The organism is Galactobacter sp. (assembly GCF_022712295.1).
In the GTDB taxonomy this organism is placed as follows: domain Bacteria; phylum Actinomycetota; class Actinomycetes; order Actinomycetales; family Micrococcaceae; genus Galactobacter.
The window spans coordinates 1-24,908 of the sequence record NZ_JALAGT010000005.1 but is presented as its reverse complement, the minus strand read 5'-3'; the positions used below and the strand labels follow the sequence as shown (position 1 = coordinate 24,908).

The window sequence follows — 24,908 nt, the reverse complement described above, 5'->3', positions numbered from 1 at the left end:
TAGGGCAGTGGCGCAATTGGTAGCGCAGCGGTCTCCAAAACCGCAGGTTGCAGGTTCGAGTCCTGTCTGCCCTGCTCATCCCGGGACGTCCGGGCACATGCGGCGTGGATCGCCTGATCTTCTCGACATAGAGGAGGCAGGGGGCCACGCCGCAGCGACATGAGGCACATGGAGGCAGAAGGTGACCGACACCGCAGTGAAGGGGTCCGGATCGGGCCGCCAGAAGAAGCGTGGCTTCTTCGGCGCCATCGGTTTGTTCTTCGCACAGGTCATCCAGGAACTGAAGAAGGTCGTCTCACCGACCCGCAAGGAGCTCGTCAACTACTGGTTGGTGGTTCTTGCCTTCGTGGTCCTCGTGATGATCATCGTCGGTCTACTGGACCTGCTCTTCGGGCAGCTCTCCACGTGGAGCTTCATCGCTCCATCGGACAGTTAGTAGTTCGCAGTTTCAGGGCCTTTTGGCCTCAGTCGCACAATCGTCAAGCAAGAAAGCAGGAAGTTCGCGTGTCCGAGCAGGATCTCGAAGCCCAGACAGACGCTGGTACGGAGCCTACCCAGGACGTGCCTGCTGACGAGGTGGTCGTGGACGCCGCCGCAGAGCAGTCCGCAGACGAGGTCGTCGCCGATTCGTCGGAGGACCAGGCCGATTCCGAGCAGGAGCAGGTCGAGTCCCCCGAGGAAGAGGTTCAGCGCCTGCGCGACGAATTCCGTTCCAAGCTTCGTCGACTCCCCGGTGACTGGTACGTCATCCACACCTATGCCGGTTACGAGAACCGCGTGAAGCTGAACCTCGAGACGCGTATCCAGACGCTGTCCATGGAGGATTTCATCTACGAGATCCAGGTCCCCATGGAAGAGGTCGTGGAGATCAAGAACACCACGCGCAAGACGGTTCGCCGCGTGCGTATCCCCGGCTACGTGCTGGTGCGCATGGAGCTCACCGACGAGTCCTGGGGCGCCGTGCGGCACACCCCGGGTGTCACCGGCTTCGTCGGTAACGCCCACGACCCGGCACCGCTGAACCTGGACGAGGTCTACTCCATGCTGGAGCACACCATCGTTCCCACCGCAGTTGCGGAGCAGACCGGTAAGGCCGTCAAGGTCCCGGTCACCGACGTCAAGGTGGACTTCGAGGTCGGAGAGGCCGTCACCGTCAACGACGGACCGTTCGAGACCTACCCGGCCACGATCTCGGAGATCAAGCTGGAATCCCGCCAGCTCGTGGTGTTGGTGTCCATCTTCGAGCGCGAGACGCCTGTGACGCTCTCGTTCTCCCAGGTCACCAAGATCCAGTAACAAGCTTGGTCCGTAGGCCGACGGGTCACACCGACCAGGCGCCACGGACCGAAGAACCTGCTCACTCCCCGTCATGGAGCGAGCAGGACCATCTCGGAGGCACGCTCCTGTGTCCCGAGGACGCAAGGAAGAGAAGAAGGACGCTTTCAATGGCTCCCAAGAAGAAGGTCTCAGGCCTCATCAAGCTGCAGATCCAGGCCGGCGCTGCAAACCCGGCTCCGCCCATCGGCCCCGCACTGGGCCAGCACGGCGTGAACATCATGGAGTTCTGCAAGGCGTACAACGCCGCGACCGAGTCGCAGCGTGGCAACGTCGTCCCCGTGGAGATCACGGTCTACGAAGACCGCTCCTTCACGTTCATCACCAAGACCCCGCCGGCAGCTGAGCTGATCAAGAAGGCTGCAGGCGTCCCGAAGGGCTCCGGTGTCCCGCACACCCAGAAGGTCGGAAACCTGACCCAGGCCCAGGTCGAAGAGATCGCCAACACCAAGATGGAGGACCTCAACGCCAACGACCTGGCAGCAGCCTCCAAGATCATCGCAGGTACCGCCCGTTCCATGGGCATCACCGTCCAGGGCTGAGACCCTCATCCCGACGCGACCGTCTTATCTGACGGGACGGCGTCACCAGACAACAGGCGTCATTCTCACGGCTGGTGGGAATGACGGTGGAAGGGTCAGCGCGACCCGACATCACCACGACTGCATCAAGGAGCATCAAGCAGATGGCACAGCGCAGCAAGGCATACAAGGCAGCCGCCGCCAAGATCGAAGACGGCAAGCTGTACTCCCCGGCAGAGGCCCTGAACCTCGCCAAGGAAAACGGATCGGCCAAGACCGACTCCACGATCGAGGTCGTCTTCCGCCTCGGTGTGGATCCCCGCAAGGCCGATCAGATGGTGCGAGGCACCGTCAACCTCCCCAACGGCACCGGTAAGACCGCCCGCGTGGTCGTCTTCGCCAACGGTGACAAGGCTGAGGCCGCCCGTGAGGCCGGCGCAGACTTCGTCGGTTCCGACGACCTGATCGAGAAGGTTCAGGGTGGCTGGACGGACTTCGACGCCGCCGTGGCAACCCCGGACCTGATGGGCAAGGTCGGCCGCCTGGGTAAGGTGCTCGGCCCCCGTAACCTCATGCCGAACCCCAAGACCGGCACGGTCACCATGGACGTCGCCAAGGCTGTCAACGACATCAAGGGCGGCAAGATCGACTTCCGCGTCGACAAGCACTCCAACCTCCACTTCATCGTGGGCAAGGCCTCCTTCTCCGCAGAGGCCCTGAAGCAGAACTACGCTGCCGCGTTGGAAGAGGTGCTGCGCCTGAAGCCTTCCGCTTCCAAGGGTCGCTACATCTCCAAGGCCACCGTGGCCACGACCTTCGGCCCCGGCATCCCGGTGGACCCGAACGTCACCAAGGTCGTCACCGACTGATCAGGTCCCGGACCTGACGAGGCCGGCCCACCCCCATTGGGGGTGGGCCGGCCTTCTTGGTTCTCACGGGTGAGCAAGCTCACCCGTGATTCACTGCCCGACGGGGACTGTCCGGCTTGGCGCCTCCCCTGGCCTTTGCTAAGCTTGACGGGTACCGAAGACCGTTGGTCGCGTCCACATCTGGTGGACGCTGAAGGTTTCCTCGAAGTTCGATGGAACGGCCCACGCAGGTGACGAACTTGATTCTCCAGCACACTCCCTGAGTGTGTCGCGATCATCGAGCCCCGTGCCCTGCGCCGGGGCTCTTTCTTTTGAACTGCTGAAGTTGCCTGACCAGCCACACCCCGGAAGGAGGGTTATGGCAACGCCGCAGAAGGAAAGCTCCATTCAGGAGATCACCGCTGACTTCAAGGAGTCGGACGCAGCTGTCCTGACCGAATACCGTGGGCTTACCGTTGCACAGCTGAAGACCCTGCGTCGCGCTCTCGGATCCGAGACCAAGTACGCGGTCGTCAAGAACACCCTGACCGGCATCGCGGCAAAGGCCGCTGGCATCGATGCATTCGATGGCCAGCTCTCCGGCCCCACCGCCATTGCCTTCATCAAGGGTGATCCGGTGCAGGCCGCCAAGGGCCTCACCGACTTCGCTAAGGACAACGACAAGCTCATCATCAAGGCCGGCGTTTTCGAGGGGCAGTCCATGGACGCCTCCGAGATCGCAGCCCTGGCTGCACTCGAGTCCCGCGAGCACCAGCTGGCACGTGTTGCCGCAGTGCTCAAGGCTCCGATGTCCATGATGGCCCGCGCTGCTGCCGCTCTTCAGGAGAAGCAGGGCGAGTCCGCGGAAGCCCCGGCTGAAGCCTGATCAGGCTCCACCACCCAAACCAAAACTTTTACTGTGACCCGGTAGTGGCGCGCTTGCGCCAGGGACACGCTTTGAGAAAGGACGCCTGACATGGCGAAGCTCAGCAACGACGAGCTCCTTGAAGCCTTCAAGGAGATGACCATCATCGAGCTCTCCGAGTTCGTTAAGCAGTTCGAAGAGACCTTCGACGTGACCGCAGCCGCAGTGGCCGTGGCCGGCCCCGCCGGTGGCGCCGCTGAGGCAGCCGAGGAGAAGACCGAGTTCGACGTCATCCTCGAGGCCGCCGGCGACAAGAAGATCGGTGTCATCAAGGAGGTGCGGGCCCTGACCTCCCTCGGACTGAAGGAGGCCAAGGAGCTCGTCGACGGCGCCCCCAAGGCCGTCCTCGAAGGCGCCAACAAGGAAGCTGCCGACAAGGCCAAGGAGGCCCTCGAGGCCGCCGGCGCCACCGTCACCGTCAAGTGACTTCTTCCCGGCTCGCCGGGTAGTGGTTCTCGGCCCCGGCCGAGAGTCGACAAGATGAGGACCCCGACACCGTCACGGTGTCGGGGTCCTTTTCCTTTTCGGCGACCGAGCGGGTGTGAGTGCCCTTCGGGGTGTTTGCGGCCGGCCTTGCGCCGGAGCGCACGCGCAGTCGCGTCAGTGGGCAGGGACGTGTTGCGGGTTGGGGCAGGCGGCCCCGGCTCTCAAAGGGTGAGGACCAGGCATTCAGAGGGTGAGGATGAGTGCCTCGCCCTGCCCGCCGCCGCCACACAGTGCAACCGCAGCCGTTCCCGAGCCGCGTTCCTTCAGATGCAGGGCTGCCGTCAGTGCCAGCCGGGCACCGGAGGCACCGATGGGGTGGCCCAGCGCTATGGCGCCACCGTGGACGTTGGTCTTCTCCCATGGGTAGTCCAGATCGGCGAGCGACTGGACGGCGACGGCCGCGAAGGCCTCGTTGATCTCCACCAGATCGAGTTCCTGGACGGAGACGCCCTGCTTCGCGGCCGCGGCGGTGATGGCGTTGGACGGCTGGGAATGCAGCGAGGTGTCCGGCCCGGCGACCTGGCCGGCCGCTCCGATCGTGGCCCAGATGTCCAGACCATGGTCGACAGCATACTGTCGTGAGGTCACGATGACGGCGGCCGCACCGTCCGAAAGGGGAGAGGAGTTGCCTGCCGTGACCGTACCGTCGGCCGCGAAGGCCGGGCGCAGTCCGGCGAGTGACTCGATGGTCGACGACGCGCGGACGCCCTCGTCGGACTCCACCACGACGTCACCCTTGCGACCCTTGATGGTGGTCGGCACGATCTCCCTGCTCAAGCGCTCGGCGGACGCAGCTGCACGCAGATGCGAGTCCAACGCCACGGAGTCCTGCGCTGCGCGGGTCAGGCCGAGTTCGGTGTTGCGGCGTTCCGTGGACACACCCATGGCGATCCCCTCCGCCGCGTCGGTGAGGCCGTCCTTGGCCACGGAGTCCACTGCGGAGATATTGCCGTAGGTCCACCCTGTTCGCGATCCGGGCAGAAGGTGCGGGGCGTTGGTCATGGATTCCATGCCCCCCGCCACCACCACGTCGGCCTCCCCGAGCCTGACCAGGCGCGCCGCATGGATGACCGCCAGCAGCCCCGACAGGCAGACCTTGTTCAACGTCTCGGCCGGCACCGCGATGTCGATCCCGGCCCCAGCGGCAGCCTGTTTGGCAGGATTCTGCCCGCATCCGGCCTGAACCACCTGGCCCATGAGCACTTGGTCCACAGCGGAGGCAGCGACTCCGGACCGATCGAGCGCACCTGCGATGGCCCGTGCCCCGAGCTCCACCGCGTGCAGCTGCTTCTGGGCGCCCAGCAGCTTGGTGAAGGGAGTGCGGGCGCCGCCGACGATGACAGCGTCGGTGGGGGAAGGGGATGAGGTCATGGTGAGTCCCTGGTATGGAAACGGGTTACGGTCTCGGGCGCATGGCGTCCTGGTGACCGACATTACCCCGGAGTAGGTCCATTCCGATGGCCTGCGGCCCGCTTTCTGGTGATGCGGGTCATCACGAATTCTGTTCGACATTCAGGGGCGATCGTGGGTAAGATGGACCTTTGCGGCTTCCCTGTGCTCAAATTTGCGCTGACCTTCATATAGCGGTGGGTCAACACCATGAACATACCTCGTCCCCAACCGTGGGCGTGAACGGGAGACCGCATCCGGAAACCATCATGGTCTGTGGAAGGATCCCTCTTGGTCGCCTCGAGCACCTCTACGAACTCAACCGCTAGTTCGGCCCGTACCGCGGAAGCGGCCGGCCGTCTCTCCTTCGCCAAGATCCACGAACCCCTCGACGTCCCCGATCTGCTCGCGCTGCAGACCGAGTCCTTCGACTGGCTCGTCGGAAACGAACGCTGGCAGGAGCGCGTCGTCAAGGCCGACGCCGAAGGTGACAAGGGGGTGTCACGCACCCCCGGTCTCTCCGACATCTTCGAGGAGATCTCTCCCATCGAGGATTTCCAGGGCACCATGTCCTTGAGCTTCTCCGAGCCGGAGTTCGCCGACCCCAAGTACACCATCGCTGAATGCAAGGATCGCGACGCGACCTACTCGGCCCCGCTGTACGTCAAGGCCGAGTTCATGAACAACACCACCGGTGAGATCAAGCAGCAGACGGTCTTCATGGGTGACTTCCCCCTGATGACCGACAACGCGACGTTCATCATCAACGGCACCGAGCGCGTGGTCGTCTCCCAGCTGGTGCGTTCTCCCGGCGCGTACTTCGAGCGCACCCCGGACAAGACCTCTGACAAGGAGATCTTCTCCGCCAAGGTGATCCCGTCCCGCGGTGCCTGGTTCGAGCTGGAGATCGACAAGCGCGATCAGGTCGGCGTGCGCCTGGACCGCAAGCGCAAGCAGTCCGTGACCGTGCTGCTGAAGGCACTCGGCTGGACCGAGTCCCGCATTCTCGAGGAGTTCGGTGGCTACGAGGCCATCCGTGCCACCCTGGAGAAGGACACCGTCCTCACCGAGGACGAGGCTTTGCTTGACATCTACCGCAAGCTGCGCCCGGGGGAGCCGCCAACGGTCGAGGCCGGACGTTCCCTGCTGGAGAACCTCTACTTCAACCCGAAGCGCTACGACCTGGCCAAGGTGGGCCGTTACAAGCTCAACCGCAAGCTGGGTGTCGAGGTCGAACTCGACGATCCGAACGCGTCGGTCCTGTCGGAGAACGACATCACCGCGATGATCCACTACCTGTGCGCACTGCACGCAGGTGAGAAGACCGTCAAGGGCCACCGCAATGGCGAAGAGGTCGACCTCAACGCCCAGGTGGACGACATCGACCACTTCGGCAACCGCCGCATCCGCGCCGTCGGCGAGCTCATCGAGAATCAGGTCCGTACGGGCCTGTCCCGCATGGAGCGCGTGGTTCGCGAGCGCATGACGACTCAGGACGTCGAGGCCATCACGCCTCAGACCCTGATCAACATCCGCCCTGTCGTGGCCGCGATCAAGGAGTTCTTCGGAACGTCCCAGCTCTCGCAGTTCATGGACCAGAACAACCCGTTGGCCGGTGTGACGCACAAGCGTCGTCTGTCCGCGCTGGGCCCGGGCGGCCTGTCCCGCGACCGCGCCAACATGGAAGTCCGAGACGTCCACCCGTCGCACTACGGCCGCATGTGCCCCATCGAGACCCCTGAAGGCCCCAACATCGGTCTGATCGGTTCGCTGGCCACCTACGGACGCATCAACCCGTTCGGTTTCATCGAGACCCCGTACCGCAAGGTCGTCGACGGCCTGGTCTCGGAGCAGGTGGACTACCTGACCGCAGACGAGGAACTCGATTTCCAGATCGCTCAGGCCAATGCCCCTCTGACCGAGGACCAGCACTTCGAAGAGGACCTGGTCCTCTGCCGTGAGCGTGGCGGCGGCGGCGAGCCCGTGCTCGTCACTCCGGAAGACATCGATTACATGGACGTCTCCCCGCGTCAGATGGTGTCCGCGGCTACCGCACTGATCCCGTTCCTGGAGCACGACGACGCCAACCGTGCACTCATGGGCGCCAACATGCAGCGTCAGGCCGTGCCGCTGTTGAAGACCGAGGCCCCCGTGGTCGGTACCGGCATGGAGAAGTTCCTCGCCGTGGACTCCGGCGACGCCGTCATGGCCAAGAAGGCCGGTGTCGTCACCGAGGTCTCCGCAGATCTGGTCACCGTCTTCAACGACGACGGAACCGAGACGCACTACCCCATCATGAAGTTCGCTCGCTCCAACCAGGGCAACGGCTACAACCAGCACGTCGTGGTCTCCGAGGGTGACCGCGTCGAGTACCAGTCGCTCATCGCTGACGGACCGTCAACCGACGGTGGCGAGCTCGCACTGGGTAAGAACCTGCTCGTGGCGTTCATGTCCTGGGAGGGCCTGAACTACGAGGATGCCATGATCCTCTCCGAGCGTATGGTCTCCGACGACGTCCTCACCTCGATCCACATCGAGGAGCACGAGGTCGACGCCCGTGACACCAAGCTCGGTGCGGAAGAGATCACTCGGGACATCCCGAATGTCTCCGAAGAGGTGCTGTCCCAGCTCGACGAGCGCGGCATCATCCACATCGGTGCCGAGGTGGACGCCGGCGACATCCTGGTCGGCCGTGTCACGCCCAAGGGCGAGACGGAGCTGACCCCGGAGGAGCGCCTGCTGCGCGCCATCTTCGGTGAGAAGTCCCGCGAGGTCCGCGACACGTCCCTGAAGGTGCCTCACGGCGAGTCCGGCACGGTCATCGGTGTTCGCATCTTCGACCGCGAGAACGACGACGAGTTGGCGCCGGGTGTCAATCAGCTGGTGCGCGTCTACGTTGCTCAGAAGCGCAAGATCACCGTGGGTGACAAGCTCTCCGGCCGTCACGGCAACAAGGGCGTCATCTCGAAGATCGTGCCGGTCGAGGACATGCCGTTCCTGGCGGACGGTACCCCCGTGGACATCATCCTGAACCCGTTGGGCGTCCCCGGTCGTATGAACGTGGGCCAGATCCTCGAGATCCACCTCGGCTGGGCTGCCAAGCAGGGCTGGCACATCGAGGGTGAGCCGGAGTGGATCAAGGATCTGCCGAACTTCCCGCGTGTCTCCGCGCCTGCAAAGGTCGCCACTCCGGTGTTCGACGGTGCCAGCGAGGACGAGATCCGCGGCTTGTTGGACCACACCAACGAGACGCGTGACGGTATGCGGTTGATCGGCAACTCCGGCAAGGCTCGTCTCTTCGACGGCCGCTCCGGCCAGCCGTTCCCGGATCCGGTGTCCGTTGGCTACATGTACATCTTGAAGCTGCACCACCTGGTGGACGACAAGATCCACGCCCGTTCCACCGGCCCGTACTCCATGATCACGCAGCAGCCGCTGGGCGGTAAGGCCCAGTTCGGTGGCCAGCGCTTCGGTGAGATGGAGGTGTGGGCACTGGAGGCTTACGGTGCCGCCTACACCCTGCGAGAGCTGCTGACGGTCAAGTCGGACGACATCGCCGGACGCGTGAAGGTCTACGAGGCCATCGTGAAGGGCGAGAACGTCCCGGCACCAGGCGTGCCCGAGTCGTTCAAGGTCCTGCTCAAGGAGATGCAGTCCCTGTGCCTGAACGTGGAGGTTCTCTCCACCGAGGGCGAGACCATCGACATGCGTGACTCGGATGACGACGTCTTCCACGCAGCCGATGAACTGGGGATCAACCTCTCCAACGTGGAGCCGAGCTCCGTCGACGAGGTCTGAGGGCAACGTCTGCGGGGCCTCCGCCCACGCAGACGCCGCCTCCGACTTCCTTCAAGACCTTCTTCCTGACACGAGAGAGACAAGGACCACATGTCCAACGATTCCTCATTCGGCCTCATGCGCATCGGCCTGGCGACCGCGGAACAGATCCGCGGTTGGAGCCATGGCGAGGTCAAGAAGCCCGAAACCATCAACTATCGCACCCTGAAGCCCGAGAAAGACGGCCTGTTCGGCGAACAGATCTTCGGCCCCACCCGGGACTGGGAGTGCGCGTGCGGCAAGTACAAGCGTGTCCGCTTCAAGGGCATCATCTGTGAGCGCTGCGGCGTCGAGGTGACCAAGGCCAAGGTGCGCCGTGAGCGCATGGGCCACATCGAACTCGCCGCCCCCGTGACCCACATCTGGTACTTCAAGGGTGTGCCTTCCCGTCTGGGTTACCTCCTGGACCTGGCACCGAAGGACCTCGAAAAGGTCATCTACTTCGCCGCCTACATGATCACCTCCGTGGACGAGGACCGTCGCCACGAGGAACTGCCCAACCTGCAGGCCGCTCACGACATCGAGATCAAGAAGATCTCCGATACCCGTGACGCAGACATCGCAGCAGTGGGTCAGGACCTCGAGCACGATCTCGCCCGCCTCGAGGAGGAGGGCGCCAAGGCCGCCGAGAAGAAGAAGACTCGGGATGCCTCGGACAAGGTCATGACCCAGATCCGCAAGCGTGCGGACCAGGAGATCGATCGCCTCGAACAGGTCTGGGACCGCTTCAAGAACATCAAGGTCGGCGACCTGGAAGGCGACGAGGGTCTCTTCCGCAAGATGCGCGAGAAGTACGGACTGTACTTCGAGGGCTGCATGGGCGCCGAGGCCATCCAGAAGCGCCTGCAGAGCTTCGACCTGGTCGCTGAGGCGGAGTCCCTGCGCGACACCATTGCCAACGGCAAGGGCCAGCGCAAGACCCGTGCACTGAAGCGCCTGAAGGTCGTCAACGCCTTCCTTGCAACCGAGAACTCGCCCGAGGGCATGGTGCTCGATGCCGTACCGGTGATCCCGCCGGAGCTGCGCCCCATGGTGCAGCTGGACGGTGGCCGCTTCGCGACCTCCGACCTGAACGACCTCTACCGTCGCGTGATCAATCGCAACAACCGCCTGCGTCGCCTGCTGGATCTCGGTGCCCCCGAGATCATCGTGAACAACGAGAAGCGCATGCTGCAGGAATCCGTTGACGGGCTGTTCGACAACGGCCGTCGTGGACGCCCGCAGACCGGCCCCGGTAACCGCCCGCTGAAGTCCCTCTCCGACATGCTCAAGGGCAAGCAGGGTCGCTTCCGTCAGAACCTGCTCGGTAAGCGCGTGGACTACTCCGGTCGTTCCGTGATCGTGGTGGGCCCGCAGCTGAAGCTGCACCAGTGTGGTCTGCCCAAGCAGATGGCTCTGGAGCTCTTCAAGCCCTTCGTCATGAAGCGCCTCGTGGATCTCTCCCATGCGCAGAACATCAAGTCCGCCAAGCGGATGGTGGAGCGTTCGCGTCCTCAGGTCTGGGACGTGCTCGAGGAGATCATCTCCGAGCACCCCGTGTTGCTGAACCGTGCACCTACCCTGCACCGCCTCGGCATCCAGGCGTTCGAGCCGCAGCTCATCGAGGGCAAGGCCTTGCAGCTGCACCCGCTTGTGTGTGCCGCGTTCAACGCCGACTTCGATGGTGACCAGATGGCAGTCCACCTGCCGCTGAGCCCCGAGGCCCAGGCCGAGGCGCGTGTGCTGATGCTGTCGTCCAACAACATCCTGAAGCCGTCCGACGGCCGCCCCGTGGCCCTGCCCGCACAGGATATGGTCATCGGTCTGCACCACCTCACCACCGAGCGCGAGGGCGCAGCGGGCGAGGGTCGTGCGTTCTCCAACCTGTCGGAGGCCCTGATGGCCTTCGACCGTGGAGAACTGCACTTGAACGCCGTCGTGAAGATGCGCGTTGACGGCTTCGTTCCTTCCGAGGGCAAGCCGGCCCCCGAGGGCTGGGAGCCCGGTACGCCCGCGCTGATCGAGACCACGCTCGGCCAGGTTCTCTTCAACGAGACCCTGCCCGATGACTACCCGTGGTTCTCGGGTCTGGCCACCAAGGGCGCCTTGGGTGACCTGGTCAACGACCTGGCCGAGCGTTACCCCAAGGTGGACACGGCAGCCACGCTGGACAACCTGAAGAACTACGGGTTCGCCTGGGCCTCCCGCTCCGGTGTCACCGTGGCCATCTCCGACGTGACCTCCAACATGGACAAGGCCGCGATCCTGGCTCCCTTCGAGGACCAGGCGCAGAAGGTGCAGGACCAGTACGAGACCGGTCTGATCGCCGATGACGAGCGCCGCTCCGAACTGATCGACATCTGGACCAAGGCCACCGATGAGGTTGCCGAGGCCATGAAGAACGGTATGGAGAAGCTCAACACCATCAACCGCATGGTGACCTCGGGTGCACGTGGTAACTGGCTGCAGTTGCGCCAGATCGCAGGTATCCGTGGCCTGGTGGCGAACCCGCAGGGTGAGATCATCCCGCGTCCCATCAAGTCCTCCTACCGTGAGGGTCTGTCGGTTCTCGAGTACTTCATCGCTACGCACGGTGCCCGTAAGGGCCTGGCAGACACGGCGCTGAAGACCGCGAACTCCGGTTACCTGACCCGTCGTCTGGTGGACGTCTCCCAGGACGTCATCGTGCGTGAGCACGATTGCGGTACCCGTCGCGGCCTGACCGTGCCGGTGGCCGGCTACGACGAGTCCGGCAACCGCAGCCTGCACGAGACCGTGGAGAACTCGGCCTACACCCGTACGCTCGCCGCGGACGTCGTGGACGCAAACGGTGAGATCCTGGCCTCCGCGGGCGAGGACGTCGGGGACGTGCTGATCGAGAAGCTCTACAGCGCCGGTATCGACGAGATCCGCGTGCGCTCCGTGCTGACGTGTGATTCCGCCGTGGGTACGTGTGCCCTCTGCTACGGTCGCTCGCTGGCCTCCGGCAAGTTGGTGGACATCGGTGAGGCCGTCGGCATCATCGCCGCACAGTCCATCGGTGAGCCCGGTACGCAGCTGACCATGCGTACGTTCCACTCCGGTGGTGTGGCCTCCACGGGTGATATCACCCAGGGTCTTCCCCGTATTCAGGAGCTCTTCGAGGCGCGTACCCCGAAGGGTCTGTCCCCGATCTCCGAGGTGGCCGGTCGGGTCACCATCGAGGACGGGGAGCGGACGCTGCGTGTGGTCGTCACCCCGGACGACGGTTCCGAGGAAGAGGCCTACCCTGTCCTGCGCCGTGCACGGCTGTTGGTCACCGAGGGTGAGCACATCGAGGTCGGCACGCAGCTTGCCTCCGGTGCCATCGACCCGAAGCAGGTACTGCGTGTGCTCGGCCCCCGTGAGGCCCAGCGCTTCCTGGTCCGCGAGGTCCAGAACGTGTACCAGTCCCAGGGCGTGGGCATCCACGACAAGCACGTCGAGGTCATCGTCCGCCAGATGCTGCGTCGCATCACCGTGATCGATCAGGGTGACACCGACCTGCTGCCCGGCGAGCTGACGGATCGTGCCCAGTTCACGGCCGCCAACCGCAAGGCGCTGACCGAGGGAGGCCGCCCGGCCTCCGGTCGCGACGAGCTGATGGGTATCACCAAGGCGTCGCTGGCCACGGATTCCTGGCTCTCGGCCGCGTCCTTCCAGGAGACCACGCGTGTCCTCACGCAGGCCGCCATGGAGGCCAAGTCGGATCCGCTGATGGGTCTGAAGGAGAACGTCATCATCGGCAAGCTGATCCCGGCCGGCACCGGCCTGGACCGCTACACGCAGGTGGACGTGGAGCCCACGGACGAGGCCAAGGCCAAGTTCTACTCCGGTCCGAGCGCCTTCAGTGGCTTCGACTACCCCGGCAACGAGGGAATCGGCGGAGAGTTCAGCGCCATGTCGATGGACGACTACGGCTACGGTCAGGACTTCCGCTGAGTCATTGCTGACAGCAGTCAGGTGCGGCGCGTAGCGCCGTGACCAAGGTCCGACGGGTGGTGACCGGCTTCGATGAGCCGGGCACCACCCGTCGGGCCTTTCCGCGTACGTGGGGAGGCTCACTTCCCCGTCAACTCGCGGATCATGGTAGTGTTGTCTACTGAGAGTTTTCGTGTGGCGAAGTGGACCCGGTCCGTGTTGCGCGCAGGTTGCGCAACGTACGCCACACTTTCGCACGCCTGGCCTCCCGCATTGTGCGGGGGATCGGTGTAGGGCGAGGAAACGACCGTACGGCCTTGCGTTTTCCGGGGACTAGGCCGTCAACTCGAAAACACCAACGTTAGGACTGAAGGCAGTGCCTACTATTCAGCAGCTGGTCCGCAAGGGCCGGACGCCGAAGGTCGTCAAGACCAAGGCTCCCGCCCTGAAGGGCAACCCGATGCGTCGTGGCGTGTGCACCCGCGTGTACACCACCACCCCCAAGAAGCCGAACTCCGCACTCCGTAAGGTCGCCCGTGTGCGTCTGGCCGGCGGCGTCGAGGTCACCGCATACATCCCCGGTGTGGGCCACAACCTCCAGGAGCACTCCATCGTGCTCGTTCGCGGTGGTCGTGTGAAGGACCTCCCCGGTGTGCGTTACAAGATCGTGCGTGGCGCCCTCGACACCCAGGGTGTCAAGGACCGTGGACAGGCTCGTTCCCGCTACGGTGCCAAGAAGGAGAAGAAGTAATGCCTCGCAAGGGACCCGCGCCGAAGCGCCCCATCGTCAATGACCCGGTCTACGGCTCCCAGCTGGTCACCCAGCTGATCAACAAGGTGCTGCAGGACGGCAAGAAGTCCACCGCAGAGCGGATCGTCTACGGAGCCCTCGAGGGCGCCCAGGCCAAGACCGGCTCCGATCCGGTGGCAACCCTCAAGAAGGCCATGGACAACATCCGTCCGGCCATCGAGGTCAAGTCCCGTCGCGTCGGCGGCGCCACCTACCAGGTGCCCGTCGAGGTCAAGCCCGGCCGCGCGACCGCCCTGGCCCTGCGCTGGCTGGTCGGCTTCTCCAAGGTTCGCCGCGAGAAGACCATGACCGACCGCCTGATGAACGAGATCCTCGATGCCTCCAACGGCCTCGGTGCCGCAGTGAAGCGCCGCGAGGACACCCACAAGATGGCCGAGTCCAACAAGGCCTTCGCTCACTACCGCTGGTAAGAGTTCGTCCTTATCCGTTGCCCTCCTCCCGTGACCAGGGAGGAGGGCAACGGGGGCGGTACGAAGAAGACACTCAAAGGGAGACATCGTGGCACAGGACGTGCTCACCGACCTCAAGAAGGTCCGCAACATCGGCATCATGGCGCACATCGATGCCGGCAAGACCACCACTACGGAGCGCATCCTGTACTACACGGGTGTGAACCACAAGCTGGGCGAGACGCACGACGGTGCCTCGACTACCGACTGGATGGAGCAGGAGAAGGAGCGAGGTATCACCATTACCTCCGCTGCCGTGACCTGCTTCTGGAACGGTAACCAGATCAACATCATCGACACCCCCGGCCACGTGGACTTCACGGTCGAGGTCGAGCGCGCACTGCGCGTGCTCGACGGCGCCGTTGCCGTCTTCGACGGCAAGGAGGGCGTTGAGCCCCAGTCCGAGACCGTCTGGCGTCAGGCCGACAAGTACGATGTCCCGCGCATCTGCTTCGTCAACAAGATGGACAAGATGGGTGCCGACTTCTACTTCACGGTGGACACCATCGTGTCCCGCCTCGGTGCCACGCCGCTGGTCATGCAGCTGCCCATCGGTTCCGAGTCCGACTTCGTCGGCGTCGTGGACCTGCTGTCCATGAAGGCCTTCGTGTGGGAGGGCGACGCCAAGGGTGACGTGACCCTGGGCGCCGAGTACGAGACCAAGGAGATCCCGGCTGACCTCCAGGAGCGTGCCGAGGAGTACCGCTCCAAGCTCGTGGAGCAGGTCGCCGAGTCCTCCGACGAACTCATGGAGAAGTACCTGGAGGGCGAAGAGCTCTCCATCGAGGAGCTCAAGGCCGGCATCCGCAAGATGACCGTGAACTCCGAGGCCTACCCCGTGTTCTGTGGCTCCGCCTTCAAGAACCGCGGTGTCCAGCCCATGCTGGACGCGGTCATCGACTTCCTCCCCGCACCCGTGGACGTGCCCCCGATGATCGGTCACGACCCCAAGGACGAAGAGGTCGAGCTGACGCGTAAGCCCTCCGACGAGGAGCCCTTCTCCGCTCTGGCGTTCAAGATCGCTGCTCACCCGTTCTTCGGCCAGCTGACCTTCGTGCGTGTCTACTCCGGACACCTCGCAGCCGGCGCCCAGGTGCTCAACACCACCAAGGGCAAGAAGGAGCGCATCGGCAAGCTGTTCCAGATGCACGCCAACAAGGAGGAGCCCGTCGACGAGCTCCACGCAGGCCACATCTACGCCGTCATCGGCCTGAAGGACACCACCACCGGTGACACCCTCTCGGCCCCCGACGCCCCGTGCGGGCTCGAGTCGATGCAGCTCCCCGAGCCCGTGATCTTCGTGGCCATCGAGCCCAAGACCAAGGGTGACCAGGAAAAGCTCTCCACCGCCATCCAGAAGCTGGCTGCGGAGGACCCGACCTTCACCGTGTCCCTCAACGAGGAGACCGGCCAGACCGAGATCGGCGGCATGGGCGAGCTCCACCTGGATATCCTGGTGGACCGCATGCGCCGCGAGTTCCGCGTCGAGGCCAACGTCGGTAAGCCGCAGGTCGCCTACCGCGAGACCATCAAGAAGAAGGTCGAGAAGGTCGACTTCACCCACAAGAAGCAGACCGGTGGATCCGGTCAGTTCGCAAAGGTGCAGGTCAGCTTCGAGCCCCTCGACACGGCGGAAGGCGAGCTCTACGAGTTCAAGAACGCCGTCACCGGTGGTCGCATCCCCCGCGAGTACATCCCTTCCGTGGACCAAGGCATCCAGGAGGCCATGCAGCTCGGCGTGCTGGCCGGCTACCCCATGGTGGGCGTCAAGGCCACGCTGCTCGACGGCGCCTACCACGACGTCGACTCCTCCGAAATGGCGTTCAAGATCGCCGGTTCGCAGGTGTTCAAGGAGGGCGCACGCCGTGCCAACCCGGTCATCCTCGAGCCGCTCATGAGCGTCGAGGTCCGTACTCCCGAGGAGTACATGGGCGATGTCATCGGCGACCTGAACTCCCGTCGTGGTTCCATCCAGTCCATGGAGGACGCTGCGGGCGTCAAGGTCGTCAAGGCCTTCGTCCCGCTCTCCGAGATGTTCGGTTACATCGGCGACCTGCGTTCCAAGACGCAGGGTCGCGCCGTGTACTCGATGGAGTTCAACTCCTACGCCGAGGTCCCCAAGGCCGTGGCCGACGAGATCATCCAGAAGTCCCGCGGCGAGTAATCGACGCGTCGACGGGTGGGGACCCGACCTCTTCCCGAGGTCAGGTCCCCGTCCCACCGGTCGGGGGCGTCACCGCCCCCGACCGGACGAAGCCGACGTCGTTCACGATGAACGTCGCCGGACCAATTTCAACAACACCCAAAGCCATCGGTAGACTGGTGACAAGCTGCCTGCACAGCAAGGTGCAGGTGGACCAGACTGCTGAAGACCAGTTCTAGGAGGAACAAGTGGCGAAGGCAAAGTTCGAGCGGACCAAGCCGCACGTCAACATCGGCACCATCGGCCACGTTGACCACGGCAAGACCACGCTGACCGCCGCCATTTCCAAGGTGCTTGCAGACAAGTACCCGGATCTCAACGAGCAGCGCGACTTCAACGCCATTGACTCGGCTCCCGAAGAGCGCCAGCGCGGCATCACCATCAACATCTCCCACATCGAGTACCAGACCGAGAAGCGTCACTACGCTCACGTCGATGCTCCGGGTCACGCCGACTACATCAAGAACATGATCACCGGTGCCGCTCAGATGGACGGTGCAATCCTCGTGGTTGCCGCCACCGACGGCCCCATGGCTCAGACCCGCGAGCACGTGCTGCTCGCCAAGCAGGTCGGCGTGCCGGCACTGCTGGTGGCTCTGAACAAGGCCGACATGGTCGACGACGAGGAGCTGCTTGACCTCGTCGAGATGGAGGTCCGCGAGCTCCTGGGTTCCCAGGACTTCGACGAGGACGCTCCGGTCGTGCGCGTCTCCGCTCTGAAGGCTCTCGAGGGCGACCCCCAGTGGGTCAAGTCCGTCGAGGATCTCATGGAGGCCGTTGACGAGTTCATCCCGGATCCGGTGCGCGACACCGACAAGCCGTTCCTGATGCCCATCGAGGACGTCTTCACCATCACCGGCCGCGGTACGGTCGTCACGGGTCGCGCCGAGCGCGGTACCCTGCCGATCAACTCCGAGGTCGAGATCGTGGGCCTGCGCCCCATCCAGAAGACCACCGTCACGGGTATCGAGATGTTCCACAAGCAGCTCGACGAGGCCTGGGCAGGCGAGAACTGTGGTCTGCTGCTTCGCGGTATCAAGCGCGAGGACGTGGAGCGCGGTCAGGTCGTCGTGAAGCCGGGTTCCATCACCCCGCACACCGACTTCGAGGGCAACGTCTACATCCTGTCCAAGGATGAGGGCGGGCGTCACAACCCGTTCTACTCGAACTACCGCCCGCAGTTCTACTTCCGCACCACCGACGTCACCGGCGTCATCACGCTGCCCGAGGGCACCGAGATGGTCATGCCCGGCGACACCACCGAGATGAGCGTCGAGCTGATTCAGCCCATCGCCATGGAAGAGGGCCTCGGCTTCGCCATCCGTGAGGGTGGCCGCACCGTGGGCTCGGGCCGCGTCACCAAGATCATCAAGTGATCTTGGCCTGACAGGCTCGGACTGAGAAGTCCATGACGTGAGGGGCCCGGCACCTGTGAAGGTGCCGGGCCCCTTCGCCGTCCTCACGCCACTCGAGCGCCCCCATGTGACCTACGGATACGGGTGTGGCACAGATCAAACACATCAGGGGAGATAGGGGATTGGCATCCTGCCCCTCGATCTGAGAGACTATATGGGTTGATCTTCACTGCATCGAGTCGATGCAGTGGGCCCTCGGAATCACTCCGAAGGCAGGATCAACCGGTTCCCGTAGATGAGTGTGTCCCACGTTGCGTCAGCAAATCAACGACACGCCCGAGTGCGGGGGTCGGAGTCTCGTCGGGGCGAGGAACCCGAATCGTCACGATTCGGATTCGGTCCGACGCAGGCGTGCCGGTCGGCCAGAGATGGCCGGCCCGTCAAGGCACAACTACTTACATAGTGCTAACCAAGAGAGAGGCCACAAGCCATGGCGGGACAGAAGATCCGCATCCGGCTGAAGTCGTACGACCACGAGGTCATCGACACGTCCGCCCGCAAGATCGTCGAGACGGTCACTCGCGCAGGCGCCACGGTCGTTGGACCCTTGCCGCTGCCGACCGAGAAGAACGTGTACTGCGTCATCCGGTCGCCGCACAAGTACAAGGACAGCCGCGAACACTTCGAGATGCGCACGCACAAGCGCCTCATCGACATCGTGGACCCGACGCCCAAGGCCGTCGATTCGCTCATGCGTCTCGACCTGCCGGCAGACGTCAACATCGAGATCAAGCTCTGAAGGGGGTGCTGAGAGACTATGACCGCAACCCGTAATGTCAAGGGCCTGCTGGGCACGAAGCTCGGCATGACCCAGGTCTGGGACAGCAACAACAACGTCATCCCCGTCACCGTGGTGAAGGCCGATGCGAATGTCGTCACCCAGCTGCTGGATGAAAACAAGGACGGCTACACCGCCGTTCAGATCGGCTACGGCCAGATCGACCCGCGCAAGGTGACCAAGCCCCTGGCCGGCCACTTCAAGGCCGCCGGTGTGACGCCCCGTCGTCACGTCGTGGAGCTGCGCACCGCTGATGCCGCCGAGTACGAGCTCGGCCAGGAACTCTCCGTCGAGGTCTTCGAGGCCGGCCAGAAGGTCGACGTCTCGGGAACCACGAAGGGTAAGGGTTTCGCCGGCGTGATGAAGCGTCACGGCTTCAAGGGCGTCTCCGCCTCTCACGGTCAGCACAAGAACCACCGCAAGCCCGGCTCCATCGGTGAGGCCTCCACCCCGAGCCGCGTCTTCAAGGGCATGCGCATGGCCGGTCGCATGGGCGCCGTCCGCCACACCACCATGAACCTCACGATTCATGCGGTGGACGCGGAGAACAATCTGCTGCTCATCAAGGGCGCCGTTCCCGGCGCTCGCGGCCAGGTCGTCCTGGTCCGTTCCGCTGTGAAGGGAGCCTGAAACCATGACGAAGGCACTTTCCGTCGATCTCCCCGCTGAGATCTTCGACGTCCAGACCAACGTCCCGCTGCTGCACCAGGTCGTCGTGGCCCAGCTGGCCGCCGCCCGTCAGGGTACGCACAAGACCAAGAACCGTGGCGAGGTGTCCGGCGCAGGTCGCAAGCCGTTCAAGCAGAAGGGCACCGGCCGCGCTCGTCAGGGCTCCATCCGCGCCCCTCACATGACCGGCGGTGGCATCGTCCACGGTCCCACGCCGCGTTCCTACGTGCAGCGCACCCCCAAGAAGATGAAGGCTGCCGCACTGCGCGGTGCCCTCTCGGATCGCGCCCGTCATGAGCGTATCCACGTCGTGGAGAACATCGTCGAGGGCACCAAGCCCTCCACGAAGCTCGCCATCGCTACGCTGGCCGGCCTGTCCGACCGCAAGAACCAGCTCGTGGTGCTCGACCGCGGTAACGACGTTGCAGCCCTTTCGGTCCGCAACCTCGAGACTGTCCACGCCGTCTACGTCGACCAGCTGAACACGTACGACGTGCTCATCGCCGACGACGTCGTGTTCACCAAGGCCGCCTTCGACACCCTTGTCAACAAGGAGGACGCCAAGTGAGCGCAACTCAGAAGTCCCTGCACGACGTGCTGGTGGCACCGGTCGTCTCCGAGAAGTCCTACAACCTCGTTGACCAGGGCCAGTACACCTTCCTGGTGGACACTCGCAGCAACAAGACCGAGATCAAGGCCGCTGTGGAGTCCATCTACGGTGTCCAGGTCGCCTCGGTCAACACCTCCAACCGTGCGGGTAAGCGTCAGCGCACCCGCTTCGGCTGGGGCCAGCGCAAGACCACCAAGCGTGCCATCGTCACCCTCAAGGGCGACGCCACCATCGATATCTTCGGCGGTCCGCTCGCCTGAGCGGAGACCACTTTAACGAGGAACAAAAAACATGGGTATCCGTAAGTACAAGCCGACGACGCCGGGCCTGCGTGGCTCGTCCGTCGCCGACTTCTCCGAGATCACTCGATCGACTCCGGAGAAGTCCCTCCTGCGTCCGCTGACCAAGTCCGGCGGCCGCAACAACACCGGTCGTATCACGACCCGTCACAAGGGTGGTGGCCACAAGCGCCAGTACCGCGTGATCGACTTCCGTCGTCACGACAAGGACGGCGTGCCGGCCAAGGTCGCTCACATCGAGTACGACCCCAACCGCACCGCTCGCATCGCCCTGCTGCACTACGCAGACGGAGCCAAGCGCTACATCATCGCGCCGAACAAGCTCTCCCAGGGTGACCGCATCGAGTCCGGCGCCACGGCTGATATCAAGCCCGGCAACAACCTCCCGCTGCGTAACATCCCCGTGGGTACGGTGATCCACGCTGTGGAGTTGCGTCCCGGCGGCGGTGCCAAGCTGGCCCGCTCCGCAGGCGCCTCCATCCAGCTGGTGGCCCGTGAGGGTCGCTTCGCTCAGCTGCGTCTGCCCTCCGGCGAGATCCGCAACGTCGACGTGCGCTGCCGCGCCACGATCGGTGAGGTCGGCAACGCAGAGCAGTCCAACATCAACTGGGGCAAGGCCGGCCGCAACCGCTGGAAGGGCGTCCGCCCGACCGTCCGTGGTGTGGTCATGAACCCGGTCGATCACCCGCACGGTGGTGGCGAAGGCCGCACCTCCGGTGGCCGTCACCCGGTCAACCCGAACGGCAAGCCCGAGGGTCGCACACGTCGCCCCAACAAGGAAAGCGACAAGCTGATCGTTCGTCGCCGTCGTACCAAGAACAAGCGGTAGTAGGAGCTAGACATGCCACGCAGTCTGAAAAAGGGTCCCTTCGTCGACCAGCACCTCTACCTGAAGGTTCTGGCCGAGAACGAGAAGGGCAGCAAGAACGTCATCAAGACATGGTCGCGCCGTTCCATGATCGTGCCCGACATGCTCGGTCACACGATCGCCGTGCACGACGGTCGCAAGCACGTTCCGGTGTTCGTCACCGAATCCATGGTGGGACACAAGCTCGGGGAGTTCGCTCCCACGCGCACGTTCCGCAGCCACGTGAAGGACGACAAGAAGGGCAAGCGCCGCTGAACCGCTTAGCGGTTCAGTAACGCTTGAATCCCTCTTAGGAAGAAGGAAAGCAATGGAAGCCAAGGCTATTGCGCGCCACCTGCGCGTGACGCCGATGAAGGCCCGGCGCGTCGTCGACCTCGTCCGTGGCAAGCAGACGAACGAAGCGCTCGCCATTCTGAAGTTCGCCCAGCAGGCGGCTTCGGAGCCGGTGTACAAGGTCGTCGCCTCCGCGGTGGCCAACGCCCGCCAGACCGCCGAGCGGGAAGGGGTGTCCTTCAACGAGGACGAGCTCTTCATCGCAGAGGCCAAGGGCGACGAGGGTCCGACCATGAAGCGGTTCCAGCCGCGTGCCCAGGGCCGCGCCTACCGCATCAACAAGCGCACCAGCCACGTCACCGTGGTCGTCGCGACGCCTGAGAAGGGTGGGGAGAAGTAAATGGGTCAGAAGATCAACCCGAACGGCTTCCGACTCGGCATCACCACCGACCACGTGTCGCACTGGTTCGCCGATTCGAACAAGCCGGGTCAGCGTTACGCCGACTTCGTCAAGGAAGACGTCAAGATCCGCGAGCTGATGACCAAGGGCATGGACCGTGCCGGCATCGCCAAGGTGGAGATCGAGCGCACGCGTGACCGCGTCCGCGTCGACATCCACACCGCGCGTCCTGGCATCGTCATCGGACGCCGCGGCGCCGAGGCCGAGCGCCTGCGCGGTGAGCTGGAGAAGCTCACCTCCAAGCAGGTGCAGCTGAACATCCTCGAGGTCAAGAACCCCGAGATCGATGCGCAGCTCGTGGCTCAGGGTGTTGCAGAGCAGCTGGCCAGCCGTGTCGCGTTCCGTCGCGCCATGAAGAAGGCCATGCAGTCCGCCATGCGTGCCGGCGCCAAGGGCATCCGTGTCCAGTGCTCCGGCCGTCTCGGCGGCGCTGAGATGTCCCGCAAGGAGTTCTACCGCGAGGGCCGTGTGCCCCTGCACACCCTCCGCGCGAACATCGACTTCGGCACCTTCGAGGCCAAGACGACCTTCGGTCGCATCGGCGTCAAGGTGTGGATCTACAAGGGCGACGTGACCGACAAGGAGCTGGCTGCACAGCAGGCCGCTGCTCCTCAGCGCGGTCGCGGCGGTCGCGGCGGTGAACGCCGCGGCGGTGGCGAGCGTCGTCGTCGTCACGAGCAGCAGGCACCGGCCGAGGCCGCTCCCGCTGCAGAAGGGGGCCAGGCCTGATGCTGATCCCGCGTCGAGTCAAGTTCCGCAAGCAGCACCACCCCAAGCGCTCCGGCATGGCCAAGGGCGGTACCACCGTCTCCTTCGGCGAGTGGGGCATCCAGGCGCTGACGCCGGCCTACGTGACGAACCGTCAGATCGAGGCTGCTCGTATCGCCATGACCCGCCACATCAAGCGTGGCGGCAAGGTCTGGATCAACATCTATCCGGACCGCCCGCTGACCAAGAAGCCCGCCGAAACCCGCATGGGTTCCGGTAAGGGTTCGCCCGAGTGGTGGGTCGCGAATGTCAAGCCCGGACGTGTCCTCTTCGAGCTCGCCGGTGTCAACGAGGAAGTTGCTCGCGAGGCCCTGCGCCTCGCGATCCACAAGCTTCCGCTGAAGGCGCGCATCGTGCGCCGTGAGGGTGGTGAATGATCCCATGGCCATCGGTTCAAAGGAACTCACCGTGGAGAAGCTGGGCGGCTACGACGATGCTCGCCTGGCAGAGGAACTGAAGAACGCCAAGAAGGAGCGCTTCAACCTCCGCTTCCAGTCGGCCACCGGCCAGCTGGAGCAGCACGGCCGCATTGGTGCCGTGAAGAAGGACATCGCTCGGATCTACACCGTCCTGCGTGAGCGCGAGCTCGGCATCCGTGCCGCAGTCGCTCCCGTCGAGGCGCCCGAGAAGTCCAAGAAGAAGTCCAAGAAGGATGCCGAGTGATGAGCGAGAAGGAGACGAACGTGGCTGAGCAGGCTGAGGCCCGCGGTTACCGCAAGACCCTTCGCGGTTACGTGGTGTCCGACAAGATGGACAAGACCATCGTCGTTGACGTCGAGGACCGTGTGAAGCACGCCCTCTACGGCAAGGTGTTGCGTCGCAACAAGAAGGTCAAGGCCCACGACGAGACCAACACCGCTGGTGTCGGTGACCTCGTGGTGCTGGCTGAGACCCGCCCGCTGTCCAAGGACAAGAACTGGCGCCTCGTCGAGATCGTCGAGAAGGCCAAGTGATCGCCTCCCGTCCTTGACGGGAAGGTGACAGAACACACGGGGCCCGGTGCCCGTAGGAGGACTCCTACGGCTACCGGGCCCCGTGTGTTCGTTGTACACTGAAGAGTCCGTGGGTTTCGTGTGCGTTGACTATCCACCAACGCGCGCCGGCAACCGCGTACTTCACCACGTCCACAACGTGGGGGAGTGCAACACGGCCCGGAGCCGTTTCAAGCCTCGGCCTCGTCCCAGTTCGCTTCCATGCCTTGTGCATGCGAGCAGCGAGGGGGGTGGGGGTAAGCGTAAGGCACCGGGAGATCCATCAACCCGTTCCGCAAGGCTGCGAGTACGCAGAACCGGCGAGACGACAGGAGATAACTAGTGATTCAGCAGGAGTCGCGACTCAAGGTCGCCGACAACACGGGGGCCAAGGAAATCTTGACCATCCGCGTTCTCGGTGGATCGAAGCGTCGCTACGCAGGCATCGGCGACGTCATCGTCGCCACCGTCAAGGATGCAATCCCTGGCGGCAACGTGAAGAAGGGCGACGTCGTCAAGGCGGTCGTCGTCCGCACCGTGAAGGAACGCCGTCGCGCAGACGGTTCCTACATCAAGTTCGACGAGAACGCTGCGGTGTTGCTCAAGAACGAGACCGAACCCCGCGGTACCCGCATCTTCGGCCCTGTGGGCCGCGAGCTGCGCGACAAGCGGTTCATGAAGATCGTCTCGCTGGCCCCGGAGGTGCTCTGATCATGGGTGCAAAGATCAAGAAGGGTGACCTGGTCCAGGTCATCACCGGCGCCAAGGCCGAGCGCGGCGGCGACCGCGGCAAGCAGGGCAAGGTCCTGAAGGTCTTCCCGGAAGCACAGCGTGTCATCGTCGAGGGCGTCAACGTCATCACGAAGCACACCAAGGTCGGCCAGACCGACCGTGGTTCCAAGACCGGCGGCATCGAGCACGTCGAGGCCCCGATCCACGTTTCCAACGTGGCCGTGGTGGACCCCGAGACCAAGAAGCCCACCCGTGTCGGTTTCCGTGAGGAGACCGTGACCAAGGACGGCGTCGAGAAGACCGTGCGCGTTCGCTACGCCAAGGCTTCCGGAAAGGCCCTGTG

Annotated in this window: 26 protein-coding genes and 1 tRNA gene; 26 read left to right on the top strand and 1 reads right to left on the bottom strand. The window is 64.2% G+C overall.

Translation table 11 applies throughout. The features are described 5' to 3' along the window. Nucleotide 1: 1 nt before the first annotated feature. From Q0A15_RS00395 to rplL, 7 genes are all read left to right on the top strand, one after another. Nucleotides 2-74 (top strand) — tRNA-Trp (locus tag Q0A15_RS00395). Nucleotides 75-181: 107 nt separating this feature from the next. Continuing rightward, nucleotides 182-436 carry a preprotein translocase subunit SecE gene (gene secE / locus Q0A15_RS00390; RefSeq protein ID WP_291277557.1) on the top strand — a complete coding sequence of 85 codons (255 nt, stop codon included), beginning with the start codon at nucleotides 182-184 and terminating at the stop codon, nucleotides 434-436. 68 nt (nucleotides 437-504) lie between these two features. Further along, nucleotides 505-1,296, top strand: a complete 792-nt coding sequence (nusG, locus tag Q0A15_RS00385; protein ID WP_291277556.1) for a transcription termination/antitermination protein NusG — start codon at nucleotides 505-507, stop codon at nucleotides 1,294-1,296. A 149-nt stretch (nucleotides 1,297-1,445) separates the two neighbouring features. Beyond that, on the top strand, nucleotides 1,446-1,877 hold the full coding sequence (gene rplK / locus Q0A15_RS00380) for a 50S ribosomal protein L11 (RefSeq protein WP_291277555.1): 432 nt from the start codon (nucleotides 1,446-1,448) through the stop codon (nucleotides 1,875-1,877). Nucleotides 1,878-2,020: 143 nt separating this feature from the next. Continuing rightward, nucleotides 2,021-2,725 carry a 50S ribosomal protein L1 gene (rplA, locus tag Q0A15_RS00375; protein WP_291277554.1) on the top strand — a complete coding sequence of 235 codons (705 nt, stop codon included), beginning with the start codon at nucleotides 2,021-2,023 and terminating at the stop codon, nucleotides 2,723-2,725. A 358-nt stretch (nucleotides 2,726-3,083) separates the two neighbouring features. Then, on the top strand, nucleotides 3,084-3,590 hold the full coding sequence (gene rplJ, locus Q0A15_RS00370) for a 50S ribosomal protein L10 (protein ID WP_291277553.1): 507 nt from the start codon (nucleotides 3,084-3,086) through the stop codon (nucleotides 3,588-3,590). A gap of 90 nt (nucleotides 3,591-3,680) precedes the next feature. Continuing rightward, on the top strand, nucleotides 3,681-4,055 hold the full coding sequence (gene rplL, locus Q0A15_RS00365; RefSeq protein ID WP_291277552.1) for a 50S ribosomal protein L7/L12: 375 nt from the start codon (nucleotides 3,681-3,683) through the stop codon (nucleotides 4,053-4,055). A 243-nt stretch (nucleotides 4,056-4,298) separates the two neighbouring features. Here rplL and Q0A15_RS00360 read toward each other — a convergent pair whose 3' ends face one another. Continuing rightward, nucleotides 4,299-5,486 (bottom strand): acetyl-CoA C-acyltransferase, encoded by a 1,188-nt coding sequence (locus tag Q0A15_RS00360; RefSeq protein ID WP_291277551.1) that lies wholly within the window; start codon nucleotides 5,484-5,486, stop codon nucleotides 4,299-4,301. Nucleotides 5,487-5,795: 309 nt separating this feature from the next. Here Q0A15_RS00360 and rpoB point away from each other — a divergent pair, with 309 nt between their 5' ends. From rpoB to rplX, 19 genes are all read left to right on the top strand, one after another. Beyond that, the gene (rpoB, locus tag Q0A15_RS00355; RefSeq protein ID WP_291277550.1) at nucleotides 5,796-9,302 is read left to right on the top strand and encodes a DNA-directed RNA polymerase subunit beta; all 3,507 of its coding nucleotides are present in this window, start codon (nucleotides 5,796-5,798) and stop codon (nucleotides 9,300-9,302) included. Nucleotides 9,303-9,392: 90 nt separating this feature from the next. After that, nucleotides 9,393-13,280 (top strand): DNA-directed RNA polymerase subunit beta', encoded by a 3,888-nt coding sequence (locus tag Q0A15_RS00350; RefSeq protein ID WP_291277549.1) that lies wholly within the window; start codon nucleotides 9,393-9,395, stop codon nucleotides 13,278-13,280. A 355-nt stretch (nucleotides 13,281-13,635) separates the two neighbouring features. Further along, on the top strand, nucleotides 13,636-14,010 hold the full coding sequence (rpsL, locus tag Q0A15_RS00345) for a 30S ribosomal protein S12 (RefSeq protein WP_291277548.1): 375 nt from the start codon (nucleotides 13,636-13,638) through the stop codon (nucleotides 14,008-14,010). Continuing rightward, nucleotides 14,010-14,480 (top strand): 30S ribosomal protein S7, encoded by a 471-nt coding sequence (rpsG, locus tag Q0A15_RS00340; RefSeq protein WP_291277547.1) that lies wholly within the window; start codon nucleotides 14,010-14,012, stop codon nucleotides 14,478-14,480. Before rpsL ends, rpsG begins: the two co-directional genes overlap by 1 nt. Nucleotides 14,481-14,568: 88 nt before the next feature. After that, the gene (gene fusA, locus Q0A15_RS00335) at nucleotides 14,569-16,683 is read left to right on the top strand and encodes an elongation factor G (protein WP_291277546.1); all 2,115 of its coding nucleotides are present in this window, start codon (nucleotides 14,569-14,571) and stop codon (nucleotides 16,681-16,683) included. 227 nt (nucleotides 16,684-16,910) lie between these two features. Next, complete coding sequence (gene tuf, locus Q0A15_RS00330) at nucleotides 16,911-18,098, top strand: elongation factor Tu (protein ID WP_291277545.1); 1,188 nt, start codon at nucleotides 16,911-16,913, stop codon at nucleotides 18,096-18,098. Nucleotides 18,099-18,567: 469 nt separating this feature from the next. Next, a complete protein-coding gene (gene rpsJ / locus Q0A15_RS00325; RefSeq protein WP_291277544.1) occupies nucleotides 18,568-18,876 on the top strand; it encodes a 30S ribosomal protein S10 in 309 nt (102 codons plus the stop codon). Between the two features lie 18 nt (nucleotides 18,877-18,894). Beyond that, nucleotides 18,895-19,545 (top strand): 50S ribosomal protein L3, encoded by a 651-nt coding sequence (gene rplC / locus Q0A15_RS00320; RefSeq protein WP_291277543.1) that lies wholly within the window; start codon nucleotides 18,895-18,897, stop codon nucleotides 19,543-19,545. Nucleotides 19,546-19,549: 4 nt separating this feature from the next. Beyond that, complete coding sequence (gene rplD / locus Q0A15_RS00315; protein ID WP_291277542.1) at nucleotides 19,550-20,152, top strand: 50S ribosomal protein L4; 603 nt, start codon at nucleotides 19,550-19,552, stop codon at nucleotides 20,150-20,152. Further along, nucleotides 20,149-20,454, top strand: a complete 306-nt coding sequence (rplW, locus tag Q0A15_RS00310) for a 50S ribosomal protein L23 (RefSeq protein WP_291277541.1) — start codon at nucleotides 20,149-20,151, stop codon at nucleotides 20,452-20,454. The genes rplD and rplW overlap by 4 nt, the downstream gene beginning before the upstream one ends. Before the next feature lie 31 nt (nucleotides 20,455-20,485). Then, nucleotides 20,486-21,322, top strand: coding sequence for a 50S ribosomal protein L2 (gene rplB / locus Q0A15_RS00305; RefSeq protein ID WP_291277540.1), 837 nt, complete (start codon nucleotides 20,486-20,488; stop codon nucleotides 21,320-21,322). Nucleotides 21,323-21,334: 12 nt separating this feature from the next. Then, entirely contained in the window at nucleotides 21,335-21,616 is a 282-nt protein-coding gene (rpsS, locus tag Q0A15_RS00300; protein WP_291277539.1) for a 30S ribosomal protein S19, read from the top strand. A 52-nt stretch (nucleotides 21,617-21,668) separates the two neighbouring features. Further along, nucleotides 21,669-22,034, top strand: a complete 366-nt coding sequence (gene rplV, locus Q0A15_RS00295) for a 50S ribosomal protein L22 (protein WP_291277538.1) — start codon at nucleotides 21,669-21,671, stop codon at nucleotides 22,032-22,034. After that, complete coding sequence (gene rpsC, locus Q0A15_RS00290; protein WP_291277537.1) at nucleotides 22,035-22,823, top strand: 30S ribosomal protein S3; 789 nt, start codon at nucleotides 22,035-22,037, stop codon at nucleotides 22,821-22,823. Next, nucleotides 22,823-23,239, top strand: coding sequence for a 50S ribosomal protein L16 (gene rplP / locus Q0A15_RS00285; protein ID WP_291277536.1), 417 nt, complete (start codon nucleotides 22,823-22,825; stop codon nucleotides 23,237-23,239). The genes rpsC and rplP overlap by 1 nt, the downstream gene beginning before the upstream one ends. A 4-nt stretch (nucleotides 23,240-23,243) precedes the next feature. After that, the gene (gene rpmC / locus Q0A15_RS00280) at nucleotides 23,244-23,525 is read left to right on the top strand and encodes a 50S ribosomal protein L29 (RefSeq protein ID WP_291277535.1); all 282 of its coding nucleotides are present in this window, start codon (nucleotides 23,244-23,246) and stop codon (nucleotides 23,523-23,525) included. Next, nucleotides 23,525-23,815 carry a 30S ribosomal protein S17 gene (rpsQ, locus tag Q0A15_RS00275; RefSeq protein ID WP_291277534.1) on the top strand — a complete coding sequence of 97 codons (291 nt, stop codon included), beginning with the start codon at nucleotides 23,525-23,527 and terminating at the stop codon, nucleotides 23,813-23,815. The genes rpmC and rpsQ overlap by 1 nt, the downstream gene beginning before the upstream one ends. Nucleotides 23,816-24,175: 360 nt before the next feature. After that, on the top strand, nucleotides 24,176-24,544 hold the full coding sequence (gene rplN, locus Q0A15_RS00270) for a 50S ribosomal protein L14 (RefSeq protein WP_291277533.1): 369 nt from the start codon (nucleotides 24,176-24,178) through the stop codon (nucleotides 24,542-24,544). A 2-nt stretch (nucleotides 24,545-24,546) separates the two neighbouring features. Further along, on the top strand, nucleotides 24,547-24,908 hold a 362-nt coding region (rplX, locus tag Q0A15_RS00265; RefSeq protein ID WP_291277532.1), incomplete at its 3' end, for a 50S ribosomal protein L24.